Genomic DNA, 22,705 nt, shown 5'->3' with positions numbered 1-22,705 from the left:
ACAGATAAATCTAGAACTTTTTATCGTTTTTACCGATCAGCTATCTTCGCTGCGTCTACGCTGCAGCGACGGCACCAGATAAACCGGCACCGGAGACAGCTGCAACACGCGAGCAGCGGTGCGCCCCAAGGGCACGGCCACGCCGGTTGCCTGGCTATGACTCCCTACGATCAGCAAGTCGACGGAAAGTTTTCGCAGTTGGTCGAGAATCACCTCGCAGGTATCTCCTTGGATCACCCTGACCGAACGAATCAATTGCAGGTCCTGCTCCCCTTCTCCCAACTCATCGCGAAAGCCGTCCAATACGCGCTGTTCGATGGTCGCCATGACCGTGCTCACCCCCTGGCTCTGCCACTCGCTCAGCGCCTTCTCATCAAGGTAGCTCTGTAATACTGATTCGGCGAACAACCCGATGGGCTCGACCACATGGATCACATACAGGTCAGCCTTGAACGTTCGCGCCAGCGCCAGCGCATGTTGCATCACGTACGGCGCATACAAACCCAGGTCCGTGGCATACAACATCGAACGAATCATAGAACCTCCTGGACTGCCAGGATGGCGGAGATTGAATGAGCTTAGCAGCTAGCTCTCGGTCTGGATTCTCAACTCGTTACTGATGCCATGGGGCACATGCCCGGTGGCCACCACCTCCCTGGCTTTCTCGCAATGCCCGGCCTGGTCATCAAAAAATACATCGGCCGCAAAGGCCTCCAGGAAGGCGGATTTTTCCAGCCCCCCGAGAAACAGCGACTCGTCCAGGCGGATATCCCACTCACGCAGCGTACGAATTACACGCTCATGGGACGGCGCCGAACGTGCAGTGACCAGCGCCGTGCGGATCGGGCAGGCGTCATCGGCAAACTCGCGCTGCAACAGGTTGAGCGCCGCCAGGAAGCCTTTGAACGGGCCGCCGTGCAACGGCTGGCGCGCCGACTCCCGCTCACTGGCCTGAAAGGCTTCCAGCCCGCCAGCCTGGTAGACACGCTCGGACTCGTCGGAGAACAACACTGCGTCGCCGTCGAATGCGATGCGCAGTTCTTCGCTCGAAGCCCGACGCGCACCGCCCGACAGAATCGTCGCCGCGGCAAAACCGGCATCCAGGGCGCTGCGCACATCTTCAGCATGGGTGGAGAGAAACAGATGACAACCGAAGGCCGCCAAATAAGGATAAGGACTACGCCCGCCGACGAAAGCGGCGCGCGAAATGTCCAGGCCGTAATGCTGGATCGAGTTGAACACCCGCAACCCGGTATCGGCACTGTTGCGCGACACCAGTACCACCTCAACCCGCGCACGGCCCAAGCTGGCATTCAGGCTCAGCAGTTTTTTGACCAGCGGGAAGGCATCGCCGGGCTCGAGGGTTTCTTCCTCGTGTTCGATCTGGTATTTGCGGTAAGCCTCAACACCTTCAGCCAGGTAGACCTTGTGACTGTCACTGAGGTCGAACAGCGCCCGCGAGGAAATCGCCAGCACCAGCTTGTCACCTAACCCCTTTGCCATGGTGTCTCCCCCCAATCAGCGATTGTGCCGATCAAAAAACTCAAGGCCTGGAACAGCGCCTGCATACGCGGCAGCTCGCAACCGGCCGCCCTCGCAGCGGCCAGGGGCCGGGCGTAGATCGCCGCCAATTCCAATGGGCGCTTATGCACGTGATCGTGATACATGCTGGGCAAGTAATCGTCCATGGTTTCGGTCATGGCAAACATCTGCCCTGCGTAGCTGGCGGGAATTTCATGGCCGCAGGCACGGGCGCCTTGCACCACTTCGGCCATCAAGGCCTGGATCAATTCGCGGCTGGACTCATCCGCCATCATGGCCTTGGTTCCCGTGCCCAGCAACACAGACAGGCCGTTATACGGCACGTTCCACACCAGTTTATGCCAGCGCGCCTGATGCACGTTGGCCATGGCCTGGGACTCGATGCCGGCCCGGTGAAACAGCCCCGCGCCCTCTTCGACAATTGCCTTTTGCTGCACCTCATCGTTGGCAGCCGTACCGCTGTGATACCCCAGGTTGACCCGGCCCAGTGCCTGATGCTCGACCACACCCGGAGCGGACCGGTACACGCCGATGTAGCACAGCCCGCCGAGCAGGTGCAGCGACGCTGGCAAATGTTCACGCAGACTGTCTTCTACATCGAGGCCGTTTTGCAGCAGCACCACCTTGGCATCCGGCGCCGCGACCTGGGCGATAGTAGGTGCCAAGTCAACGTTGCCGGTGGATTTGGTGCCCACCAACAGCCAGTCGCATGAAGGCATGTCGGCGGCGCAGGCATAGGCCTGAAGCGGATGCAGGTGCAACGGGCCATGCACCGTGCTGTTGACGTGCAGGCCCTGTTGACTGACCGCTGCATATTCGCTGCGCAACAGGAAATGCACATCGAAGCCAGCACGCGCCAGCATCAAGCCGTAGTAACCACCAATGGCACCCGTGCCAATAATGCCAATGCGTGGCGACGGGGATGAAAGGGCTGTCATGGCAAATCCTCTGGTGTGCGTGTGAGCGCCTGGTTTACACATTTGGCGAGGTCGGATGCCGTAAGCCGTGTCTGTAATTGCCCGAGGAACTGACCCTCGCACACCAGGAACAACGCCGGCAAATGAAAGATCTGGTAGCGTTCGACTGCACCGCCATTGTGCCCGGCATCAACCCAGCACACGCGGTCCACCGGCAGCAGCCAGCTCGGCAGTTGCTGGCGTGCCCAACGGCAACTGGAGCAGCCGACACTGGTAAACACTACCAGCGAAATACCTGGCAATCCCAGCAATTGCTGGTCAATATCCAGGTCGGTCAATTCCAGTTCCTTCACTATACTGCTGCCACTGCCGTCAACCGGACGGCGCTCGGAGTCCGTGTACATGGGTCGTTTTTTACCTCACCCTGATGATGTCGCTGTCGAGTTGATCCAACGTCCCTCTCCTGCCCTGCCCCGTCAACGCCTGCACACTATCGGCCGCGGCGGCGTCGCCTGCAATTGGCCGCGAGCCTGGCGCCCAGGCACGGCGGTCGACCTGCATATCCCCTCCCTGGGGCCCAGCGCCCGTTATCCGGGCTATGTAGCCTGGTGCCGCAAAGGCGAAAACGCTTATCGCGTCGGTATTTGCTTTACCGATGAGCACGCCTTGTTCGGTGCGCGAATGGGCGAGCAAGTGTGCCAGATCGAACGTTACTGTCGCCTGCACGAAAACACCGAGCCAACACCTGCGCAACTGGAAGCCATGGCCCGTGACTGGGTGTCGCGCCACGCCGCCGAGTTCTCCAATGAGGCCGTTGTGCAATCGGCGCTGGATTAAACCGGGCTTTGCCCATTGTCGCGGGCCCGTGTTACGCGCTAAGGTTCCTCCCCCCTGCATTCAAATCATGCTGTGCCCGCCGCACGGGGATGGCTGGCGGCCGGCACCCGTGACCCTGGCGAGTAACACGATGGCTGATTTACCGATCAATGACCTTAACGTCGAATCCAACGAGACCCTGATCACACCCGATCAGCTCAAGCGCGAAATCCCCCTGAGCGACGCTGCCCTGCAGACCGTCACCAAGGGTCGCGAAGTCATCCGTGACATTCTCGATGGCACCGACCACCGTCTTTTCGTGGTGATCGGGCCTTGCTCGATCCACGACCTCAAGGCTGCCCACGAATACGCCGAGCGTCTCAAGGTGCTGGCCGCGGAAGTGTCCGACACCCTGTATCTGGTGATGCGCGTCTATTTCGAGAAACCGCGTACCACCGTCGGCTGGAAAGGCTTGATCAACGACCCGTACCTGGACGACTCGTTCAAGATCCAGGACGGCTTGCACATCGGGCGCAAACTGTTGCTGGACCTGGCTGAAATGGGCCTGCCCACTGCCACCGAAGCGCTGGACCCGATCTCCCCGCAGTATCTGCAGGACCTGATCAGCTGGTCGGCCATTGGCGCACGCACCACCGAATCCCAGACCCACCGCGAAATGGCGTCCGGCCTGTCTTCGGCCGTAGGCTTCAAGAATGGTACCGACGGCGGTCTGACCGTGGCGATCAATGCCTTGCAATCGGTCTCCAGCCCTCACCGTTTCCTGGGTATCAACCAGGAAGGTGGCGTCTCCATCGTCACCACCAAGGGCAACGCCTACGGTCACGTAGTGCTGCGCGGTGGCAACGGCAAGCCCAACTACGATTCGGTCAGTGTCGCACTGTGCGAACAGGCGCTGAACAAAGCCAAGATCAAGCCAAACATCATGGTTGACTGCAGCCACGCCAACTCCAACAAGGACCCGGCCTTGCAGCCACTGGTGATGGAAAACGTCGCCAACCAGATCCTGGAAGGCAACCAGTCGATCATCGGCTTGATGGTCGAAAGCCATTTGAACTGGGGTTGCCAGGCAATTCCAAAGGATCTGGCCGATTTGCAGTACGGCGTGTCGATTACCGATGCCTGCATCGACTGGGCGGCTACCGAAAACACCCTGCGCAGCATGCACGCCAAGCTCAAGGACGTGTTGCCCAAGCGCAAACGCAGCTGAACCACGCATTTTTCTGGATCAGACGCACACAAAAACGCCGGGCTAAGCCCGGCGTTTTTATTGGCAACTGGTCAGTTACAGCTTTGCGGCATGGCGCTGGTGGCGCTCCATGTAGCGTTCGACATACGAGCACGACGGGATCACCGTGTAGCCGGCCTCTTCGGCAAACTTCAAGGCTTCTTCTGTCAACGCGGCGGCAATGCCTCGTCCGCGCAGCGCGTTGGGCACGAACGTGCGATAGATATCCAGCGTCTGCTTCCCGAGGTCCATATAGGTCAGATAGGCACGATGACCGTCCACATTGGTCTCGAACTGATGACCAGCCTGGTCATGGTGGATGGACAACGCCTCGCTCATCACTACTCCTCGCGGGTCTTGAATATTGACCCTACCTTACCGATGTTTTTCCGGCGAAGGAACATCTACGCCACCCCGTGCCGGTTTCGACAACGAGAAAACCCTGAGCGCTCACAGCCAGCACGTAGGGAATAGTAGGCACCAATCCTGCAATTGCTCAAGGCGCACTCATCATTCCCTGCCCCGGCTGGATATATAGAAAGGGCCTCGATCAACCGTTGACCGATAGCCTGAACATTGCCGGCAGTTGAAGCTTGAGACGAACTGCCGCTCTTAAAGTCACCTCTAGATGCGCAAAAGATGCCAGCCGGAGTAAAGCCGATGGCAACGAAAGTGCCCGCTTCGATATATAAATTTTCATCTGTTTACAAGGCTTAACACATGCGGGCCGGCCCTTTCAGCCTGGATCCAATGTCGATCGAGATGAAAAAAATTGGACAGTTTTCATACAAACCTTCAAAAGGTTAGCCAAAATAGATTCGGCACAGGAATTTTTTTTGCTTCTTGCGCAACGTCAGTTTACTTACTACAAGTAATGGGTAGTATGTACGCCGGCTATTAGCTCACTCTGAGCAAGTAGCCATCTAATTGAAAGTCCTTGAAGGGGAACACGATGAACAACGTTCTGAAATTCTCTGCTCTGGCTCTGGCCGCAGTTCTGGCTACCGGTTGCAGCAGCGTCTCCAAAGAAACCGAAGCTCGTCTGACTGCAACTGAAGACGCAGCAGCTCGCTCCCAGGCTCGTGCAGACGAAGCCTACCGTAAAGCTGATGAAGCTCTGGCTGCTGCTCAAAAAGCACAACAGACTGCTGACGAAGCTAACGAGCGCGCTCTGCGCATGCTTGAGAAAGCAAGCCGCAAGTAATAATCCTTCGGGGTTGTTATCAAGCCGATCCATTTATGGGTCGGCTTTTTTTTGCCTCGCGCTTGACGCGCCTACAGGTCGGCCGGCGTGCTGGAGGCCACCGGCGCCGCGCCCGGCACGCCAATCTCGGTCGGCAAACCATCCTCGGCCGCGACCACATCACGCACCTGGTCCCAGTTCACGCGCAGGTTGTTGGACAGGTCTTCACGCTTGAGCAACGCGTTGATGACCGCCGTGTGCTTGTCGACCACCGAAGGCGTGCCGTCATCGTTCAACGGGGTATGAGCTTCAAGGTAGACCTTGCCACCACTGCTGCCGAACTTGTAGGCGTCGTTGATAATGCGTACCGAGGTGCCCACCGGCACCATGCCGGCCATTTCCAGTACGTTGTTATTGAACATGCGGAAACAGCCGTGGCTGGTACGCGTGCCGATACCAAATTTCATGTTGGAGCCATGGATCAGGTAACCCGGCGTGCCCAGCGTGAACTTGAACGGCCCCAGCGGGTTATCCGGACCGGCAGGCACCACGTTGGGCAGCGGGTCACCGTTGGCGGCGTGCTCGGCCTTGATCGAGGCCGGTGGCGTCCAGGTCGGGTTCGGCGTTTTGGCGATGATACTGGTGTGGGCGATCGGCGAGCCCCAGCCTTCACGGCCGATGCCCAGCGGGAAGGTGTAGACGACGTCCTGGCCCTTTGGATAGTAGTAGAGTCGGTACTCGGCCAAATTGATCACAATGCCTTCCCGTGGCCCCGGCGGCAGGATAAAACGTGTCGGCAGCACAATATCGGTGCCCGCGCCCGGCAGCCAGGCATCGACGCCGGGGTTGGCCGCAACCATTTCCGAGTAGCCCAGGTCGTACGTGGTGCCCAGGTCGGCAAAGGTATCTTCGTACTTGGCCTTGATGACCTGGACCTGACCGACAATGTCCTCGCCTGGCGGCGGCAGGGGCAACTGCAAGGCTGCCGCCGGACCGGCCGCACAAAGCGCAGCGAGAGACAGGCAGCAGGTGACGACGGAAAGGCGCGACAACATCCGGAAAATCCTTCGCAAGACGACGGGTAGGGAAAAATTGATTGTATACGGCTTCGCAGCGCCAGGCTTCAAGCTGTTTTATAGCTCGAACCGCAGCTCCGGCCAGATCGGCGGCGTGCCGCGCTTTTGCGATTCCAGAATCGCCCGGCACAACGGGCACAGGCGCTGATCCTGGAAGATCGAGCGATTCACCGACGACCAGCGTGGCTGCGCCGGCAATAAAGTGCCACAGAGCGTGCGGTCGATCGAGCCGCCCAACTCCAATTGACGCGCCACCAGATGCACCCGAACTTCCTGACAGGCGAACAGATCCAGCTGCTCGTCCGGCTCGATCAGTTGGTAGTTAAACAGGGACCAGGCAGGGCGCGACATCGAGGGCTCCAAATCAGGGGGGCGCCACCTTAGCCGAAAGCCTGCCGGTAGAAAAGCGTCATAACAGCGGTTTTAGCGCCGGCCAGACATTTTCCAGCAACTTGCCTTGGGCCGCGACCGCCGGGTGCAATTGATCAGCCTGCATCAGCTCTGGATGACCGCCCACCCCCTCAAGGAAAAACGGCACCAGGGGAATGTCATTTTCCTTGGCCAACTCACCATAGACTTGTGCAAATGCGGTGGTGTATCGAGGCCCGTAATTGGGTGGCAACTGCATACCCAGCAGCAGCACCTTGGCACCGCCAGCCTTGGACTGGTCAATCATCGACGCAAGATTTTGTTTCAATTGCGCCGGCGGCTGCCCGCGCAAGCCATCATTGCCCCCAAGTTCGATAACCACTACGTCAGGCTTATGCTCTGCAAGCGCCGCAGGCAGGCGTGCGAGGCCACCCGCACTGGTGTCGCCACTGAGGGATGCGTTGACCACTTTGTCGTCAAAACCCTCCTGCTTGAGCCGTTGCTCCAGCAGCGCAACCCACCCTTTGCGGGTATCCAGGCCGAAACCGGCACTGATACTATCGCCAACGATCAGGACTGTACCCGCCGCTGCGTTCTGGGCCATGCACATCAAGGCCAGGCCAGCACTCAAAAACCACATTCGCATCGGATTCTCCATGGGCGCAAGCATTCTCACCGCGCGAAACCTTAGCAAAGTGGTTCCCAGCGCGGAAGGTGAACTGACTATCCTGCACGAACTGAGCCTGGAACTGAACAAGGGCGATAGCCTGGCTATCGTCGGCAGCTCCGGTTCCGGTAAATCCACCCTGCTGGGCCTGCTGGCCGGCCTCGACCTGCCCAGCAGCGGCGAAGTCACTCTGGCGGGGCAAGCCTTGAGCACGCTTGACGAAGACCAGCGTGCACGCATCCGTGCCGAACATGTGGGTTTCGTCTTTCAATCCTTCCAACTGCTCGACAGCCTCAACGCACTGGAAAACGTGATGCTGCCGCTGGAGCTGGACGGCCGCAAGGACGCCCGCGAGCGTGCCCGGCATCTGTTGGAACGTGTGGGTCTGGGCCAGCGCCTGACCCACTCGCCGCGCCAACTGTCCGGTGGCGAGCAGCAACGGGTCGCCATTGCCCGCGCGTTTGCCGCCGAACCGGACGTGCTGTTTGCCGACGAACCCACCGGCAACCTCGACAGCCATACCGGCGAGCGCATCAGCGACCTGCTGTTCGAGCTCAATAAAGAGAGCGGCACGACCCTGGTACTGGTCACCCATGACGAGCGCCTGGCCCACCGTTGCCGACGCCTGATCCGCCTTGAAGCCGGCCTGATGGTCGCGCCCCTGGAGCCTTGATGGCACGTTTGCCGCTGTTGCGCCTGTTCAGCCTCGCCATGCGCCAGTTACTGCGCGACGCCCGCGCAGGTGAACTGCGCGTGCTGTTCTTTGCCCTGCTGGTGGCCGTGGCGGCCAGCACCGCCATCGGCTACTTCGGCGCGCGCCTCAACGGCGCCATGCTGTTGCGTGCCACCGAGTTCCTCGGCGCCGACCTGGTGCTCGAAGGCAGCTCACCTGCCCGCCCCGAGCAAATCAGGTCCGGGGCCGAACTGGGCCTGGATCACGCCCGCATCGTGGAGTTCTCCAGCGTTATCGCCACGGACAATGGCATTCAGCTTTCCAGTATCAAGGCCGTCAACGAGCAGTACCCCTTGCGCGGCGAGTTGAAAAGCAGCGCCGAGCCCTTCGGTACGCAAACGCAGGGCGGCGGCCCCAAACCCGGTGAAGCCTGGGTGGAAGCAAGGCTGCTGACCGCGCTGGACCTGAAAGTCGGCGACAGCATCGATGTCGGCATGAAGACCCTGCGCCTGGCGCGTATCCTGACGTATGAGCCCGACCGGGCCGGCAACTTCTACAGCCTCACGCCCAGGGTGATGATCAACCTGACCGACTTGGACGCCACCGGAGTAGTCCAGCCAGGTAGCCGTGTGAGTTACCGCGAACTGTGGCGCGCCCCGCAAGGCAGCACGGCGCTGCAAACCTATCGCGACTTGATCAAGCCTGGCCTTGCCGCCAACCAGCGACTGCAGGACTCGCGCGATGGCAACCAGCAGATCGGCGGCGCCCTGGGCAAGGCCGAGCGCTACCTGAACATGGCCAGCCTGGTGGCCGTGCTGCTGGCCGGCGTAGCCGTGGCACTGTCGGCCAACCGATTCGCCAGTCGTCGTTTCGATGCCAGCGCGTTGTTGCGCTGCCTGGGATTGTCACGACGTGAAGCCATGTTGCTGTTCAGCCTGCAACTGAGCGTACTGGGCTTGCTGGCAAGCCTGGTCGGCGCCCTGCTCGGCTGGCTGGCGCAATTTGGTTTGTTCTATTTCCTCCACGACCTGCTGCCCGCCGATGTGCCGCCGGGCGGATTGCTGCCGGCCGTCGCGGGGATCGGCACCGGGCTGGTCGCCCTCGCAGGCTTCGCCCTCCCACCACTGGCGGCACTGGGGCGCGTACCGCCGCTGCGGGTATTGCGCCGCGATTTGCTGCCCATCCCCTCAAGCACCTGGATGGTCTACGGCGCGGCGCTGTTTGCCTTGGGCCTGATCATGTGGCGCCTGAGCCTGGACCTGGTATTGACCTTCGCTCTGCTGGGCGGCGGCGTGGTCGCGGCATTGATCCTTGGCGGCTTGTTGCTGCTGATGTTGCAAAGCCTGCGACGCCTATTGGCTCGCGCCTCCTTGCCCTGGCGCCTGGGCCTGGGCCAATTGCTGCGCCACCCGCTGGCGGCGGCAGGCCAATCCCTGGCCTTTGGCCTGATTCTGCTGTCCATGGGATTGATCGCACTGTTGCGGGGCGAATTGCTCGACACCTGGCAAAATCAACTGCCCAAAGACGCGCCCAACTACTTCGCATTGAATATCCTGCCGGCCGACAAGGACACCTTTGGCGCCCGCCTGCTGGAAGTACAGGCGCAAGCGGCACCGTTGTATCCGGTAGTGCCGGGGCGATTGATCAGCATCAACGGCGAACCCGTGCAAGAGATTGTCAGCAAGGACTCCAGTGGCGACCGTGCGATTCAACGCGATCTGAGCCTGACCTGGGCTGCCGATTTACCTCCGGGTAACGCCCTGACGGCGGGCGCCTGGTGGTCGGCGCAACCAAGCGATGAGATTCCTGGCGTGTCGGTGGAAGCCAAGGTGGCCGAGAGCCTGAAACTCAAGCTCAACGACCATTTGCTGTTCACCATCGGCGGGGAAAACCGCGAGGCACGGGTCACCAGCCTGCGGACCATCAACTGGGATAATTTCCAACCCAACTTCTTCATGATCTTTCAGCCCGGCACCTTGAAAGACTTACCCGCGACCTACCTGACCAGTTTCTACCTGGCACCCGGTCACGACCAACAGATCGTCGATCTTGCACGGGCCTTCCCGGCTGTCACTATCCTGCAGGTCGAAGCGTTGCTGGAGCAGTTGCGCAGCATCCTTGCCCAAGTGACCCTGGCGGTGGAGTACGTGCTGTTGTTTGTGTTGGCGGCGGGCATGGCGGTGTTGTTCTCCGGCTTGCAGGCCACTCTGGACGAACGCATCCGCCAGGGAGCCTTGCTGCGAGCCCTGGGTGCCGAGCGCAAATTGCTGATCAAGGCGCGACGCATTGAGTTCGGCCTGCTGGGTGCCGTCAGTGGCCTGCTGGCGGCATTGGGCACCGAACTGGTGACGTGGGTGCTGTACCGCTACGCCTTTGACCTGGCGTGGCACCCCCACCCGTGGCTGCTACTGCTACCCGTGATCGGGGCCGTGCTGATCGGCGCTGCCGGGGTATTCGGCACGCGTCGCGCACTGAATGCCAGCCCGCTGACCGTATTGCGCGAAGGCTGAGACCTGGCTGGCCCGTGCTCGGTTCAGAGCACGGGCCATTATGCCTGCTTCACATATTCAATCTTGGTGATCCACCAGCACACCTCGCCGCCTGGGGTGTGCACGATTGCCTCATCGTCCACCTCCTTGCGCAGCAGAGCCCGTGCCATGGGCGAGTCGATGGAGATGTAATCCATTCGGTCATAAATCTCGTCATAACCCACGATACGAAAACGCTTGGTGTCACCCTGTTCGTTTTCGATTTCGACCCATGCGCCGAAAAACACCTTGCCCTCCTGCTCGGGCATGTATTCCACCACGCGCATATCTTCCAGGCGTTTACGCAGGTAGCGCACCCGCCGGTCAATCTCCCGCAACAGTTTCTTGTTGTACTGGTAGTCCGCGTTTTCACTGCGATCGCCCAGGGAGGCCGCCCAAGTCACTTTGCGTGTGGTGTCCGGACGCTTTTCCCGCCACAGGTAGTCCAACTCTTTTTTAAGCGCTTCATGGCCTTCTTTGGTAATCAGCTTGGTACTCAAACGCTTGCATCCCCAGGCAGTGTCCAATGGTGCCAAATACGCCAGGCATCATGCCCAGGCGTTGGCTGGCTGGGGGTGATGATAAATGAACCTGGGCGGCGAGCCCATCGACTTATCCCTGGCCATCCAGGACCTGATCCAGGCCAAAGAGCGTCCCGTGCAGATGCTGGCGCACTCCTGACAGCTGCGACATCATCATCGCCAGCTTTTCCGCCTTTTGGTTGACCTCTGTTTGCTGATCCTGCAATTGAGTATGACGCTGCTCCAGCTCTCGGTGTTTTTCGTCCAATTGGCTTTGCTGCTCTTGCAGCCGCATCTGCCACTGCTCAAGTTGCTCTTCCTTTTCGAGGACAGCGCGTTTTTTTTGCGTCAGCTCCTGAGCGACCTTGGCGAGATTGCTCAGGGTGCTGTCCATCTCAAGCAAAGACTCTTGCTCCAGCGGCGCAGGCTCCTCAAACGGTGGGACTTCAGGCTGTTCAACCTGAAAAGGCACCTTAACTGCCTCAGCGGGCGCCTGCGGCATCTGCACAAACGATGGCACCGGTTCTTCCACGATATCTTCAACCACAGGCTGTGGCGCAATCCTGGGTGGGGTTGGGTTGCGTGGCGGTGCAACCATTTGCGATGAGAAGCGGATCGACGGCACGATCACCGTACTACTTTCGATGGCAGGCAACGCAGGGGCTGACATGCCCAAGGTAATCACCTTCATCACCAATGCTTTCTTGATGATCACCGAGTGGTGATCCTCGGGTCGGGCAGGCGGCAACCTGCACCCCTTCAGGTCAATGAAATGGAACGGAACCTGGGGCTCGGCAGCCGGAATCGCCTTGGAGCCAGGTGCAGCCGCCTGCGTCAGAACCTGCTTGAAGACCTGCATCGCCACCTGCAAATCCTCCTTCGAATCAACGCCGCCCAGGAAGTAGCGTTCAAGCTTTTTACGCAGAACCGCGATGTAGACCCTGGAATGACCAGGTTCGGCTTCTTCATCGAGGCTATACACAAGAAAGTTCGAAGCCGTTTGGGCGACAGCAAACCCACAGAGCAACGCACCGTTTACAGGTGCCTGCGCATCGCTGCGCTCAAGAACAAGAGTACGTAGAAGCATCATGGCGATCAGGCCTCGTTACAAAAGAGAAAACCTTATATAAACATCAGATAAACATCCGAACATTAATAAGCCCTCCAAACAAAACAATTGTTTCAGCGAATTATCGAGCCGAACGTAGGATTCTTCTTATAAGTCGCGCCGTGCGTTCCCAATCACAACTAATGAACGTACTCTTTTTAAGGCCCTTCCCTATACAGCGCCGCTTCGCACACGCCCCGAACACTTATTCGGTAACGACATGATCGAGATAAGCAACTTAACAAAACAGCTGGGCAGAACAAGCGCAATTACCAATATCTCCTTCAGTGCGCAGCATCAGGAATGCGTGGGCCTGCTGGGAGAAAGTGGCGCAGGGAAAACGACCTTATTGAATTTGATCGCCGGTACGATCAAACCGACTTCTGGGCAAATCAATATTCTGGGGTTCAATACCCAAACTCATTCACTTCAAGCCAAAAAAGCCATTGGCTATCAACTTCAAGGCGGACTCACCCACCATAGAATGTCCGTCAAAAACATACTTGATTTTATTGCGGCCATTCGTGGTTTGAGGGGCCTGGAAAAGCGCAGCCAGGTAGAGCAGGTAGCCGCACGGCTGGACCTGATGCCCGTGCTCGACTGCCCCGCCGACATACTGCCCCCTGATTTGAAGCGCAGAGTTGCATTGGCCCAGGCTTTAGTCCACTCCCCAAGCCTGCTCCTGCTCGATGAACCCACGCAGGGGCTATGCCCTGATCAACGGCTCAAGTTCAGCGCACTCATCAAGTCCCTGACCGAGGACATGACGGTCGTTATCGCCTCCCGCCAGTACCACGAACTGACGGACATGTGCACCCGTGCCCTGGTCATCGCCGGTGGCCGCCTGGCCGCCGATGCTTCTCTGGCGGATCTGCAGCGCAGTTCCCGGCATTTCCAGGCGGTGACCCTTGCATCAGACAGCCCCTTGGACTTACTCGCACTTGCCGTATTACCCGGTGTCGCGGGCATCGAGGAGGACCGACATGCACAGGGCAAGGTGACTGTCCTGGCCATGCCCGGGCACTCCATCTTCCCCTCGATTAACGCGCTTATCGCACATCGCGGCTGGAACATAACGTCTTTGAGCCTGGAGCCGGGTCGCCTGGGCGATGTCGTTCACCATCTGAGCCAGGAGATACCTGCTTGAGACTGCTACCTGTTATTTTCAAGCGTCAACTCGCCAGTTATGCCTGCTCACCAAGCACTTACCTGAGTGTGGCGGTTTTCCTCGTGCTGTGTGCGACATTGGGATTGGACACCCAGCAATGGATGGAGCGAAACAGCAGCGATTTGCAGGCTTTCTTCGAACTGCACCCCTGGCTTTATCTATTGTTGGTCCCCATTTTATCGACGCAGTTGTGGTCGGATGAATACAACAGCAGCTTTTGCGACACGCTGAAATCCTTGCCTGTCACCGCCACTGAACAGGTGGTCGGAAAATTCATGGCAGCCTGGACCGTCTGCGCCATTGCCTTAATGTTTAATTTCCCTTTGGTGATCGCGGTCAACTATTTGGGCACACCGGATAATGCCGTTATCGCGTCACAATTCCTGGCCAGTTGGTTGTTGGCCGGAAGTTATCTCTCGGTGGGCTGCTTCATCTGTGTACTTGCCAAGCAACGCATCATTATTTTCCTGCTCACACTGGGCTTATTGCTGATTGCCAGCGCGCTTTCCTCAATGCTGGATGCACTTGATAGCCAGACACCCATTTGGATTATCGACAGCCTGATGTCCCTTGACCCTATTGCTCGCTTTAGCACGATGGATAACGGCAAACTGACACTGCATGACGGCTTTTACTTTATAAGTATGATCCTGGCTTTTCTCTTTGCGACGACCATCACACTCAACTACAAGAACAGCTGAGAAGGAAAGCCACTGATGGGATCCGCTCTTCGTGCGGGTATGACCTTACTTGTCATATCGCTACTGTTTCTGGCCTTCAATCTGGTCTGGGTACCGAAACTACCCAATATCCGCTGGGACTTTTCACACACACAAATCCATACCTTATCGTCATCAACGCGCCAACTGCTGACAACACTTGAAACCCCACTGGACCTGTATTACTTCAATGCTATCAATGCCCCTCAACGGAGCCAGGCAGTGAGTCGTTACGGCCGTCGCGTTGAAGACATGCTCAAGGAAGTCGAAAAAGCGGCCAACGGCATGATCAATCTACATGTCATCAACCCAACGCCTTTTTCAGAAGACGCTTACAAAGCCGGTTTGTTTGGCCTGGATGACACGCAAGGATTCCTAGGCCTTATTGGCACCCGTGCCGGCCATAGCGCGCAACGCATTGACCTGTTCAATCCCGAGCATGAGTCATTGCTTGAATATGAAATCAGCCACCTGCTCCACAAACTCATGCACCCTGAACGTCCCACTATCGGCCTGCTGTCGGGACTGGCGCTACATGAACCTGCCGGCGAACTACTGGAACAGATGCGCGAACAATTCAACGTGGTGGAACTGGCATCGACCATCGCTCAAGTGCCGTCATCGATAAGTACATTGATGGTCGTACAGCCCGGTGCCCTGCCCGAGCAGGCTCTGTATGCCATTGAGCAAGCGGTAATGAGAGGCGCAACGCTGATGGCCTTTATCGACCCGGTGAGCGAGATAGCTGCGCAAGCCATAACGACCAACGCCAGGCTGGATGCGCTGCTCACTGCATGGGGTATACAAATGCCTGCGGACAAGCTGTTGGTCGATAATATTTACGCCTCATCGGCTACGCCCGGCCCCGGAATGCCAAAGGTACTGCACCCAGCCAGGCTGGAACTTCCACGGCAGGCAATGAACCCGACAGACCTGAGCACCTGGAACCTGGATGCCGTGACCGTGTCCAGCAGCGGCGCCCTCTCCCTGTCCAACAAAAATCGTACGCTGCTGACCCCCTTGCTACAGAGCTCCCGGCAGTCCGCACTGCTGGATGCAGGGCGCTTTGCTTCTGCGACCACGTTCGACTCACTCATCGATGAAACCGCCACGACAGGAGAGCGCCACGTGATTGCCGCCCGTGTCGAGGGCCCCGCTTATTCGGTATTTCCCGACGGCCTCAAGGGCCAGCCACCGGGGATGCAACACGCCGAGCAGATCCAGGTGGTGGTCGTGGCTGACACTGACGTGCTCGCGGACGCTGTCAGCAACGCTCAGCCCAACGGTAATGCGCAATTTGTATTGAATACCCTGGATAACCTGGCAGTTCCGGAGATACTCAGGCGCATCCGACCGCGCGTCATCACCCAGCCACTGCACAGGCTCGAACACATGCGCGAAGAAGCCGCACAGGCTTATCGCAAAAGTGCGGTTGAACTGGAGCGACGACAAGAGCTCACAGAGCAAGCATGGCAAAGGCTGAATCCAGGGCACGCAAGCCTGGTCACACAGGCCGTGGATACCAACACCCAGTTGCAGGCACTCAACAAGGAACGCCTGCAATTGCCCATCGAGTTGCATGCACTCAAAGCCCAGGCATACGCGCCCTTGCAGCGTTTCGAGCGATACCTTAAAGGGCTGATGATCGCCACGATGCCGTTACTGTTATGCCTGATTGCCTGGGGACTTTCCCTCCACCAACGTCGACGCCGATCAGCCGCGCCAGCGGCCTATGACTGACGGCTCAACGCCGCGCAATCAACCCCTGGCGGGCAATACGCGTCAGTTGGTGAATCACTTCATGGGCGTCGCCGGCATTGGGCGCCTGGATCACTGCAAGGTCGAAACTATTGCTGGCAAAACGAGCCAGGGATTCGCCGTCCTCGACAAACTGGATCAGGAACGCCGAGGGCCGACCGCTACGGCGTGGCCAGCCGTCCAGATAACGCAGGAGCGTCGGCTGGTGTTTACCACCCAGGAGGATTTTTGGATTGCGTTGAGTCAGGTCCGCGGTAATCGGGGCCAGGCGTATGAGAGGGCGTGGTGCATTCATCGTGTCGTGTCTCTGCCTCAAAAGTCTGCGGGCAGGTGAGAGGCAACACCGAACCAGCGCTTTAGCGGTATTTCGAAGAGCGCCCTGGGTGAGGATACGGACTTCTGTCGGGCTGCATTGAGTCCCAGTGGCGCCCCGCAATTAGCTGTTTAAATCGGCGCATGAACAGCATCCTAGAGAAGCCGGTGGGGCAGTGTCAAGAATCCCGAGCAACGAAAAGGCCCGCAGATGCGGGCCTTTTCCGGGACATGCAAACAGATCAGTCAGTGATGGCGCGATCAACCGACAGTTTGCCCGCACCTTCGAGCAATACCGCCAGCGCCCCGCCGAGCAAAGCCAAAGCAAATTCATACCCGTTGTTGGCCATGAACAAGCCGTTATGGATATGCACCGAGAAGATCGCAACCAGCGTGAGGAAGGTCAGGCCCAATGCTGCCGGGCGAGCGAGCAAACCAATGATCAGGGCCAGGCCGGCGAAAAACTCGGTACCGCCCGACAACACTGCCATCAGGGTACCCGGCGTCAGGCCGAGGCTTTCCATGAATTGGGCAGTACCCGCCAGGCCGCCGCCGCCAAACCAGCCGAACAGTTTTTGCGAACCGTGAGCGGCAAAGATGATGCCGACGAAGATGCGCAGGATAGTCAGGCCGTAACCGGCGCGGGTGGACAGGACGCGTGTAATCATTGGGCTCATTTAAGTAAATCCTTTTCCAGGTAGGGGTTGGTTGGCCGCTATATTAATCAGTTTAAACAATGACAAAAGCGCAAATATTGCCTAATTAATATCGATAAATTTGATTATTTGCGTAAGGCAATTTTTGCTGCAGGCGGCTCCAGGGACTCTCGCTCCCGGTCGAACGCCAAGTAATACTTGTTGATGCTATTAACATAGCTGACGCCGCCCATCCCCACCTGCTCCATGGCGATGCGTTCAACCTGGAAGAACCATTGATTGGGGTTCAGCCCGCGGCGCTTGGCCTCGGTGCGCATCCCCTGGACCCGCTCCGGGCCCATGTTGTAGGCCGCCAGCACAAAAGCCATGCGCTCGCGCTCGTTGAGCTTGGGGCTGGAGAAAAATTTACGCCGGATCAACGCCAGGTAACGTGCGCCAGCTTGCACATTGCTATCGAGACTCTCGATGTTGTTGACCCCCACCCGTTGCGCCGCCGAAGGCGTGATTTGCATCAGGCCGGTCGGGCCGCCGCTATTGCGTGCGCCTGGGTCCAGGGAGGACTCCTTGAACGCCAACGCCGCCAGGTTCAGCCAGTCCATCCCTTGCTCGCGCGCATGCTTTTGCAGGACCGGGCGCAGTTTTTCCAGACGCTGACGGTCGGCGCGCGCCAGCGGGTTGCGCACCTGATAGAGGCGTCGGTAGATACGCTGGAACGCCACATCCTGATCGGCAGGGGTTCGATAGGTCTTGAGAAATCGGTCAATGCTGGCGCGCAGCATCGAAGCGTCCTGGCGCACGAACCAGAACTCGTCACCCGGTTCGCTGATTACCACCTGCTTGTCAAAGCGCAGCTTGGGCAGGATTTTCGACCAGCGCTCGGCAATCGGTTTTTCAACGATCGTCAGGTGAAAAATCCCGGCCTGCACCATCTCCAGTACATCCTCTACCGCCAGGCTAGGGTCAACCCACTCCACCTTCACCGGCGCTCGTTTGTGCAGCGCCAGCTTCTGATTGACCTGACTGATGGCATCCGCCGCCGCACTGCCGGTGGTCAGCGTCAACGTGCGACCAGATAATTGCTCCAACTTGGTAAATCGTCGCTCTCCCTTGACGCCGACCAGCCACAACGGCACATCGCTGACAATCGGCTCGCTGGCGCTGATTTTGTGTATGGCCTTCACATCCAGCAACTCGCCGGGCGCCACCAGGTCGCCTTCGCCACGGGCCAACGCGCCGAGTAACTGGTCCTTGGCCTTGGGGATGATCTTGAGGTTGATTTCCTGGCCATCGCGGGCGTGACCGTTGAGGTACTGTTCGAAGGCACGCAACCGATGGTATTCGACGCCGATGGCCTGGCCCTGCACTTCACCGGAGCTGTTGCGGCTCTGGTTGACCAGTACGCGCAGGGTGCGACTGGAACGAATTTGCGCCAGGTCACGCACCTTGCCAGGCTTGGTGACTTCCAACGGCCCGTCCAGACGTGCGACCGCCGCCATGGGCAGTAGCAACGTCAGGCACAACATAAGCAACGCCGAGGGTCGGATCATCCGCTCTCCGGAAAGAATACTGGCCAGCGCCTTCGCGAATAACAAAGTGCTGGAGGTCAGAAACAGAGCGCTCTATGCGCTGGCAAGGCGCGCAACGGCGACACAGTGACAGGCAACTGGCCAACCACAATGTCGCTTGCGACGTTCAAAGACAGCGATAACGCGTTGTAGTTCTTGGTTTTTCTTATAAATCTACAGCTCTGATATGCTTTCCGGCCGCAGGCGGAGATAGCACCATGCAACTCATTGATATCGGCGTCAACCTGACCAACCCCAGTTTCGACGAGAGGCACCAGGCTGTCCTCGAACGCGCCTACGCCGCTGGCGTGCAGCAATTGGTGCTCACCGGCACCAGCATCGAGGGCAGTGAACAGGCCCTGGAGCTGTGTGCAAAACTTGATGAAAGCGGCCAGCGCTTGTTCAGTACCGCTGGCATCCACCCTCACTCCGCCAGCGACTGGAACGGCGACAGTGCACAGCGCCTGCGTAGCCTGTTGGGAGAAAGTCGGGTGCGTGCCGTGGGCGAGTGCGGGCTGGATTTCAACCGCGACTTCTCCCCTCGCCCCCAGCAGGAAAAAGTCCTCGAACACCACCTGGCCCTGGCCGTCGAGCTGAAACTGCCGGTGTTTCTCCACGAGCGCGACGCCAACCAGCGCCTGCTGGAGATCCTCAAAGACTACCGCGACCACCTGCCCGCCGCCGTGGTGCACTGCTTCACCGGTGAACAAGCGGCGCTATTCAGCTACCTGGACCTGGACTTGCATATCGGCATCACCGGCTGGATCTGCGACGAACGCCGTGGGACGCACCTGCATCCGCTGGTCAGGGAAATTCCCAGGGGCCGCCTGATGCTGGAAAGCGACGCGCCGTACCTGCTGCCGCGCACCCTGCGCCCCAAGCCAAAAAACGGTCGCAATGAACCGGCGTACTTGCCCGAAGTCCTGCGCGAAGTGGCCTTGCACCGTCATGAAACCCTCGAAGACCTGGCATTGCACAGCACCGCCTGCGCCCGCCGTTTTTTCGGCTTACCTGATGTGGATTGATGCCGTGCATTGACGCATGTCAAAAACGCTTTTCTGAGTAGCGGCACAATAATGGCACCTTGCCAATACTGTTTCCGCTATCAGAGAAAACCTTCCATGGGTGCCTGGCTTAGCAATATCTCGCTTAAGTACAAATTCTGGGCCGTCAATGCGGTCGCCTTCATTACCACCCTGCTGCTGGTGCTGTACGCGGTACAGCTTGAGCAACAGGCACGCAGCCAGGCATCCCAGGCTTCGGCCCAGGCTCAGGGGCGGTTGCTCAGCGCCTGGCCAGCCGACAAAGCCCTGCCCACCGGCGAGCAATGGCTGGCCTATGCCCAGGGGCAAATCCCACAATTGGGCGACCAGCCTCTTCCAGCCTTGAGTACTGCCAGCGGCTGGGTCGAACTCAATCACATGCCGCTGTTGGGCAAAAACCCACTGATAGGCGCCGAGGTGATCGATCGCGTTGACGGTCAACACGTCGCCGTCCTCGCCTACGCACCCAGCCTTGGCCAAGTGTTCAGCGATCGCTTCGCCAACTATGCCGTCGCCGTGGCAATCCTGATGCTGGCCATGCTCGGCGCCTCACAACTGTTGATCCGCTTCCTGCTCAGCCAACTCAACACCCTCAAGGACGTGATGCTGCACGTCGAGAAAACCGGCGACCTGTCGGCACGCGTGCCCTTGGCCTGCAAGGACGAGGTCGGCCAGATGGCCAGTGCATTCAACGCCATGCAGGCCGGCTACCAGCGCGTGGTCAACACCGTGGCACGCACCGCCCGGCAACTGGATGACGGCGCCGCACGCCTGGCCAGCAGCATGAACGAGGTGCAGCACGGTATGCTCGGCCAGCAGAGCGAAACCGACCAGGCCGCCACCGCCATCAATGAGATGACCGCCACCGTCCACCATATCGCCCAGCACGCCGGCGCTACCCGCGACCTGTCCCAGACCGCCGACACCCTCGCCGGCAGCGGCCAGGAGGTGGTCATCCGCGTACAGCGTTCAATCGCCGGGCTGTCCAACGGCGTACAACAGACCGCCGAAATGATCCAGAAACTGGCCCAGGACAGCCAACAGATCAACGGCGTGGTCGGGGTGATCCACAGCATCGCCGAACAGACCAACCTGCTCGCCCTCAACGCCGCCATCGAAGCCGCCCGCGCCGGGGAAATGGGCCGAGGTTTCGCGGTGGTTGCCGACGAAGTTCGCAACCTGGCCAAGCGCGTGCAAAGCTCTACCGACGAAATCACCCGCATGGTCTCGGCATTGCAAGCCGGTACTCGCGATGCGGTGGACTTTATGCAGGAAAGCTCATTCAAGGCCGACGACTGCGTACAACAAGCCCAGGAAGCTGGCGCCGCACTGGCGCAAATCACCGGTGCCGTGGCGCAGATGCGCGAAAGCAATACTCAGATCGCCGTCGCCGCCGAACAGCAAAGCCATGTGGCCGAAGAGATGAACCGCGCCGTGGTGAGTATTCGCGATGTCACCGAAAACACTGTACAGCAGACCGTGTCGTCGGCGACCACCAGCAATGAACTGGCGACGTTGGCGGGTGAGTTGAGCAAGGCGATTGGGCAGTTGAAGCTGTAAGACTGTTCCACCTGTAATCCGATTCCTACCACCAAGCCTCGGTTTACCTGAAGTTTAGGCGAAACTTCCTCGCCATCTCCGCGAATAACGCCGACTTCTTTTACCCAAGAACCTCTGCAAAGTCCCTCGCCTGATTGAACAGTGCGAGGGATTGCAGATGGTTGTTTTCGTTAGAGCCCTGGTTGACAGGGCTGGCTCTTGATTCCGGTGATCGCTGGCTTCGTGCTGGCCCCCATGGATCCCAAGGCGCCGGATGTCACTCGCGTTTTAGCGGATTTTCGTACCTGCCTGAACACGTTCGACGCGTGGGCCGACAGCCTGTTGGGTGGTTCGGCACTTGCCGTGGAGCAGGTGTTCAAGGTTGGGGAAGACGTCGCACTGGTCGCGCCGGCTTCTTCCGATAAACCCAGCCGTACCGTCGCTCAATGCAAAGCCCAGGGTGGGTTGACTCTGGTGCATCTGTTTGAAAGTACCCGGTTTGTACCCATCGGCAATACCCAAGTGGAACTGCAAGCCCTGGCTCGGGATGGCAGCCCAGTCGGCGCGCCGCTTCATCGGACCATCGGCCCCAGCGGCATTCTCGAAGTCAACGACTGTACCCGCGATCAGCAGTACCAAATCACCTTTTACCCCAATGTCTCCAGGGATCACGTCAAGGCGCTGTATGCCTCCTACACGTCAGTGATTGCCGGGTTGGAAGCTGATCTGCGTAAACAGTGGGACGAGCGTTTCGCGCCTCAATGGGCAGACTTTGCCAAAGATCCTGCTTACAAGCGCAGTGCGATGCAGGGCATTGCCTTCGCTACCGGACTTGGCAAGGCGCTCTACAACCTGTGGGACAGCATCACCGAGCTGTATGACCTGCTCGCGAACCTCAAATCCAACAGCGAAAAGTTGCTGAAGTACCTCTCCCGGGCCGAACTGGACGCGCTGCTCGCGCTGAGCAAAGACACGCTGGCCAAGGGATTGCTGGTGCTCAGTGATGAGCCGCTGCTGTTTATCTACGTGGCAGCGGTGGTGGCCTGGATACGGATGCTGCCGCCGCCCGAAATGTACGAGCTGCTGGGTGAAATCACCGGCGAAGTGTTGATCAATTTGCTACTGATCTGGGCTACGCGGGGTATTGGCGTACAGCTGCGGCTGGGTGCGCAGGTGCTGAGTGGCGTCAAGTCCGGCGGGGCGCGGGCGTTGTTGGAGTTGCTGGCCAGGCAGGTGGCGGGGCCGCGGTTGGACACGCATGTTGAGGCCGCCAAGCCTGTGTTGCTGAGCAGTTCGGCA

At 59.0% G+C, this 22,705-nt stretch carries 22 protein-coding genes and 2 pseudogenes; 11 read left to right on the top strand and 13 right to left on the bottom strand.

Annotated features, from left to right (window positions below; translation table 11 throughout):
- Positions 1-36: 36 nt before the first annotated feature.
- The 4 genes and pseudogenes from E4O98_RS21945 to E4O98_RS21930 all read right to left on the bottom strand — a co-directional run bounded on the left by E4O98_RS21945 (position 37) and on the right by E4O98_RS21930 (position 2,863).
- Positions 37-537: a universal stress protein gene (locus tag E4O98_RS21945; protein ID WP_032877135.1), complete on the bottom strand. Its 501-nt coding sequence runs from the start codon at positions 535-537 to the stop codon at positions 37-39.
- A 48-nt stretch (positions 538-585) separates the two neighbouring features.
- Entirely contained in the window at positions 586-1,503 is a 918-nt protein-coding gene (locus E4O98_RS21940; protein WP_005786420.1) for a 5'-nucleotidase, read from the bottom strand.
- Positions 1,504-1,518: 15 nt separating this feature from the next.
- A pseudogene (locus tag E4O98_RS21935) lies at positions 1,519-2,480 on the bottom strand (putative 2-dehydropantoate 2-reductase).
- Positions 2,477-2,863: a thioredoxin gene (locus E4O98_RS21930; RefSeq protein WP_103735054.1), complete on the bottom strand. Its 387-nt coding sequence runs from the start codon at positions 2,861-2,863 to the stop codon at positions 2,477-2,479. The pseudogene E4O98_RS21935 and the gene E4O98_RS21930 overlap by 4 nt, the downstream one beginning before the upstream one ends.
- On the opposite strand from E4O98_RS21930, the gene E4O98_RS21925 reads away from it, so the two are divergent.
- Both E4O98_RS21925 and E4O98_RS21920 read left to right on the top strand, forming a co-directional pair.
- Complete coding sequence (locus E4O98_RS21925; RefSeq protein WP_078820697.1) at positions 2,862-3,296, top strand: pilus assembly protein PilZ; 435 nt, start codon at positions 2,862-2,864, stop codon at positions 3,294-3,296. The genes E4O98_RS21930 and E4O98_RS21925 overlap by 2 nt on opposite strands.
- Positions 3,297-3,426: 130 nt before the next feature.
- Positions 3,427-4,503 (top strand): 3-deoxy-7-phosphoheptulonate synthase, encoded by a 1,077-nt coding sequence (locus tag E4O98_RS21920; RefSeq protein WP_032877137.1) that lies wholly within the window; start codon positions 3,427-3,429, stop codon positions 4,501-4,503.
- A gap of 75 nt (positions 4,504-4,578) precedes the next feature.
- Here E4O98_RS21920 and E4O98_RS21915 read toward each other — a convergent pair whose 3' ends face one another.
- A complete protein-coding gene (locus tag E4O98_RS21915; protein ID WP_003189869.1) occupies positions 4,579-4,860 on the bottom strand; it encodes a GNAT family N-acetyltransferase in 282 nt (93 codons plus the stop codon).
- A gap of 613 nt (positions 4,861-5,473) precedes the next feature.
- Here E4O98_RS21915 and oprI point away from each other — a divergent pair.
- The gene (gene oprI, locus E4O98_RS21910; RefSeq protein WP_003172710.1) at positions 5,474-5,725 is read left to right on the top strand and encodes an outer membrane lipoprotei OprI; all 252 of its coding nucleotides are present in this window, start codon (positions 5,474-5,476) and stop codon (positions 5,723-5,725) included.
- Positions 5,726-5,796: 71 nt separating this feature from the next.
- Here oprI and E4O98_RS21905 read toward each other — a convergent pair whose 3' ends face one another.
- From E4O98_RS21905 to E4O98_RS21895, 3 genes are all read right to left on the bottom strand, one after another.
- Entirely contained in the window at positions 5,797-6,759 is a 963-nt protein-coding gene (locus E4O98_RS21905) for a L,D-transpeptidase family protein (RefSeq protein ID WP_032877138.1), read from the bottom strand.
- Positions 6,760-6,837: 78 nt separating this feature from the next.
- The gene (locus tag E4O98_RS21900) at positions 6,838-7,131 is read right to left on the bottom strand and encodes a hypothetical protein (RefSeq protein WP_003189866.1); all 294 of its coding nucleotides are present in this window, start codon (positions 7,129-7,131) and stop codon (positions 6,838-6,840) included.
- A 58-nt stretch (positions 7,132-7,189) separates the two neighbouring features.
- Positions 7,190-7,795 (bottom strand): arylesterase, encoded by a 606-nt coding sequence (locus E4O98_RS21895; protein ID WP_032877139.1) that lies wholly within the window; start codon positions 7,793-7,795, stop codon positions 7,190-7,192.
- Positions 7,796-7,805: 10 nt separating this feature from the next.
- Here E4O98_RS21895 and E4O98_RS21890 point away from each other — a divergent pair, with 10 nt between their 5' ends.
- Both E4O98_RS21890 and E4O98_RS21885 read left to right on the top strand, forming a co-directional pair.
- The gene (locus tag E4O98_RS21890; protein WP_005786391.1) at positions 7,806-8,489 is read left to right on the top strand and encodes an ABC transporter ATP-binding protein; all 684 of its coding nucleotides are present in this window, start codon (positions 7,806-7,808) and stop codon (positions 8,487-8,489) included.
- On the top strand, positions 8,489-10,999 hold the full coding sequence (locus E4O98_RS21885) for an ABC transporter permease (RefSeq protein WP_032877140.1): 2,511 nt from the start codon (positions 8,489-8,491) through the stop codon (positions 10,997-10,999). The genes E4O98_RS21890 and E4O98_RS21885 overlap by 1 nt, the downstream gene beginning before the upstream one ends.
- 38 nt (positions 11,000-11,037) lie before the next feature.
- Here the strand turns inward: E4O98_RS21885 and greB are convergent, their stop codons facing one another.
- Together greB and E4O98_RS21875 are read right to left on the bottom strand one after the other, a co-directional pair.
- Positions 11,038-11,517 carry a transcription elongation factor GreB gene (gene greB, locus E4O98_RS21880; protein ID WP_005786387.1) on the bottom strand — a complete coding sequence of 160 codons (480 nt, stop codon included), beginning with the start codon at positions 11,515-11,517 and terminating at the stop codon, positions 11,038-11,040.
- Between the two features lie 112 nt (positions 11,518-11,629).
- Positions 11,630-12,628 carry a hypothetical protein gene (locus E4O98_RS21875; RefSeq protein WP_248136243.1) on the bottom strand — a complete coding sequence of 333 codons (999 nt, stop codon included), beginning with the start codon at positions 12,626-12,628 and terminating at the stop codon, positions 11,630-11,632.
- A 238-nt stretch (positions 12,629-12,866) separates the two neighbouring features.
- Here E4O98_RS21875 and E4O98_RS21870 point away from each other — a divergent pair, with 238 nt between their 5' ends.
- From E4O98_RS21870 to E4O98_RS21860, 3 genes are read left to right on the top strand one after another with little or no spacing between them, the layout of a single operon-like run.
- A complete protein-coding gene (locus E4O98_RS21870) occupies positions 12,867-13,793 on the top strand; it encodes an ABC transporter ATP-binding protein (RefSeq protein WP_078820693.1) in 927 nt (308 codons plus the stop codon).
- On the top strand, positions 13,790-14,515 hold the full coding sequence (locus E4O98_RS21865; protein ID WP_103735052.1) for an ABC transporter permease: 726 nt from the start codon (positions 13,790-13,792) through the stop codon (positions 14,513-14,515). The genes E4O98_RS21870 and E4O98_RS21865 overlap by 4 nt, the downstream gene beginning before the upstream one ends.
- Positions 14,516-14,530: 15 nt before the next feature.
- On the top strand, positions 14,531-16,273 hold the full coding sequence (locus tag E4O98_RS21860; protein ID WP_248136241.1) for a Gldg family protein: 1,743 nt from the start codon (positions 14,531-14,533) through the stop codon (positions 16,271-16,273).
- Positions 16,274-16,277: 4 nt separating this feature from the next.
- On the opposite strand, the gene E4O98_RS21855 is transcribed toward E4O98_RS21860, so the two are convergent.
- From E4O98_RS21855 to E4O98_RS21845, 3 genes are all read right to left on the bottom strand, one after another.
- Positions 16,278-16,586 carry a hypothetical protein gene (locus E4O98_RS21855; protein WP_032877145.1) on the bottom strand — a complete coding sequence of 103 codons (309 nt, stop codon included), beginning with the start codon at positions 16,584-16,586 and terminating at the stop codon, positions 16,278-16,280.
- 259 nt (positions 16,587-16,845) lie between these two features.
- Entirely contained in the window at positions 16,846-17,280 is a 435-nt protein-coding gene (locus E4O98_RS21850; RefSeq protein ID WP_032877146.1) for a DoxX family protein, read from the bottom strand.
- 104 nt (positions 17,281-17,384) lie between these two features.
- A complete protein-coding gene (locus tag E4O98_RS21845; RefSeq protein ID WP_248136239.1) occupies positions 17,385-18,806 on the bottom strand; it encodes a transglycosylase SLT domain-containing protein in 1,422 nt (473 codons plus the stop codon).
- Positions 18,807-19,042: 236 nt separating this feature from the next.
- Here E4O98_RS21845 and E4O98_RS21840 point away from each other — a divergent pair, with 236 nt between their 5' ends.
- The 3 genes and pseudogenes from E4O98_RS21840 to E4O98_RS21830 form a co-directional block, all read left to right on the top strand.
- Positions 19,043-19,849 (top strand): TatD family hydrolase, encoded by an 807-nt coding sequence (locus E4O98_RS21840; protein ID WP_032877148.1) that lies wholly within the window; start codon positions 19,043-19,045, stop codon positions 19,847-19,849.
- 96 nt (positions 19,850-19,945) lie between these two features.
- Complete coding sequence (locus E4O98_RS21835; protein ID WP_248136237.1) at positions 19,946-21,427, top strand: methyl-accepting chemotaxis protein; 1,482 nt, start codon at positions 19,946-19,948, stop codon at positions 21,425-21,427.
- 198 nt (positions 21,428-21,625) lie between these two features.
- A pseudogene (locus tag E4O98_RS21830) lies at positions 21,626-22,705 on the top strand (type IV secretion protein Rhs); the annotation flags it as partial.

Origin of the sequence: Pseudomonas sp. W2Jun17, assembly GCF_023127795.1 — a bacterium.
Classification (GTDB): domain Bacteria; phylum Pseudomonadota; class Gammaproteobacteria; order Pseudomonadales; family Pseudomonadaceae; genus Aquipseudomonas; species Aquipseudomonas synxantha_A.
The sequence above is the reverse complement of the archived record's forward strand: the minus strand, read 5'-3'. Positions and strand labels throughout refer to the sequence as shown.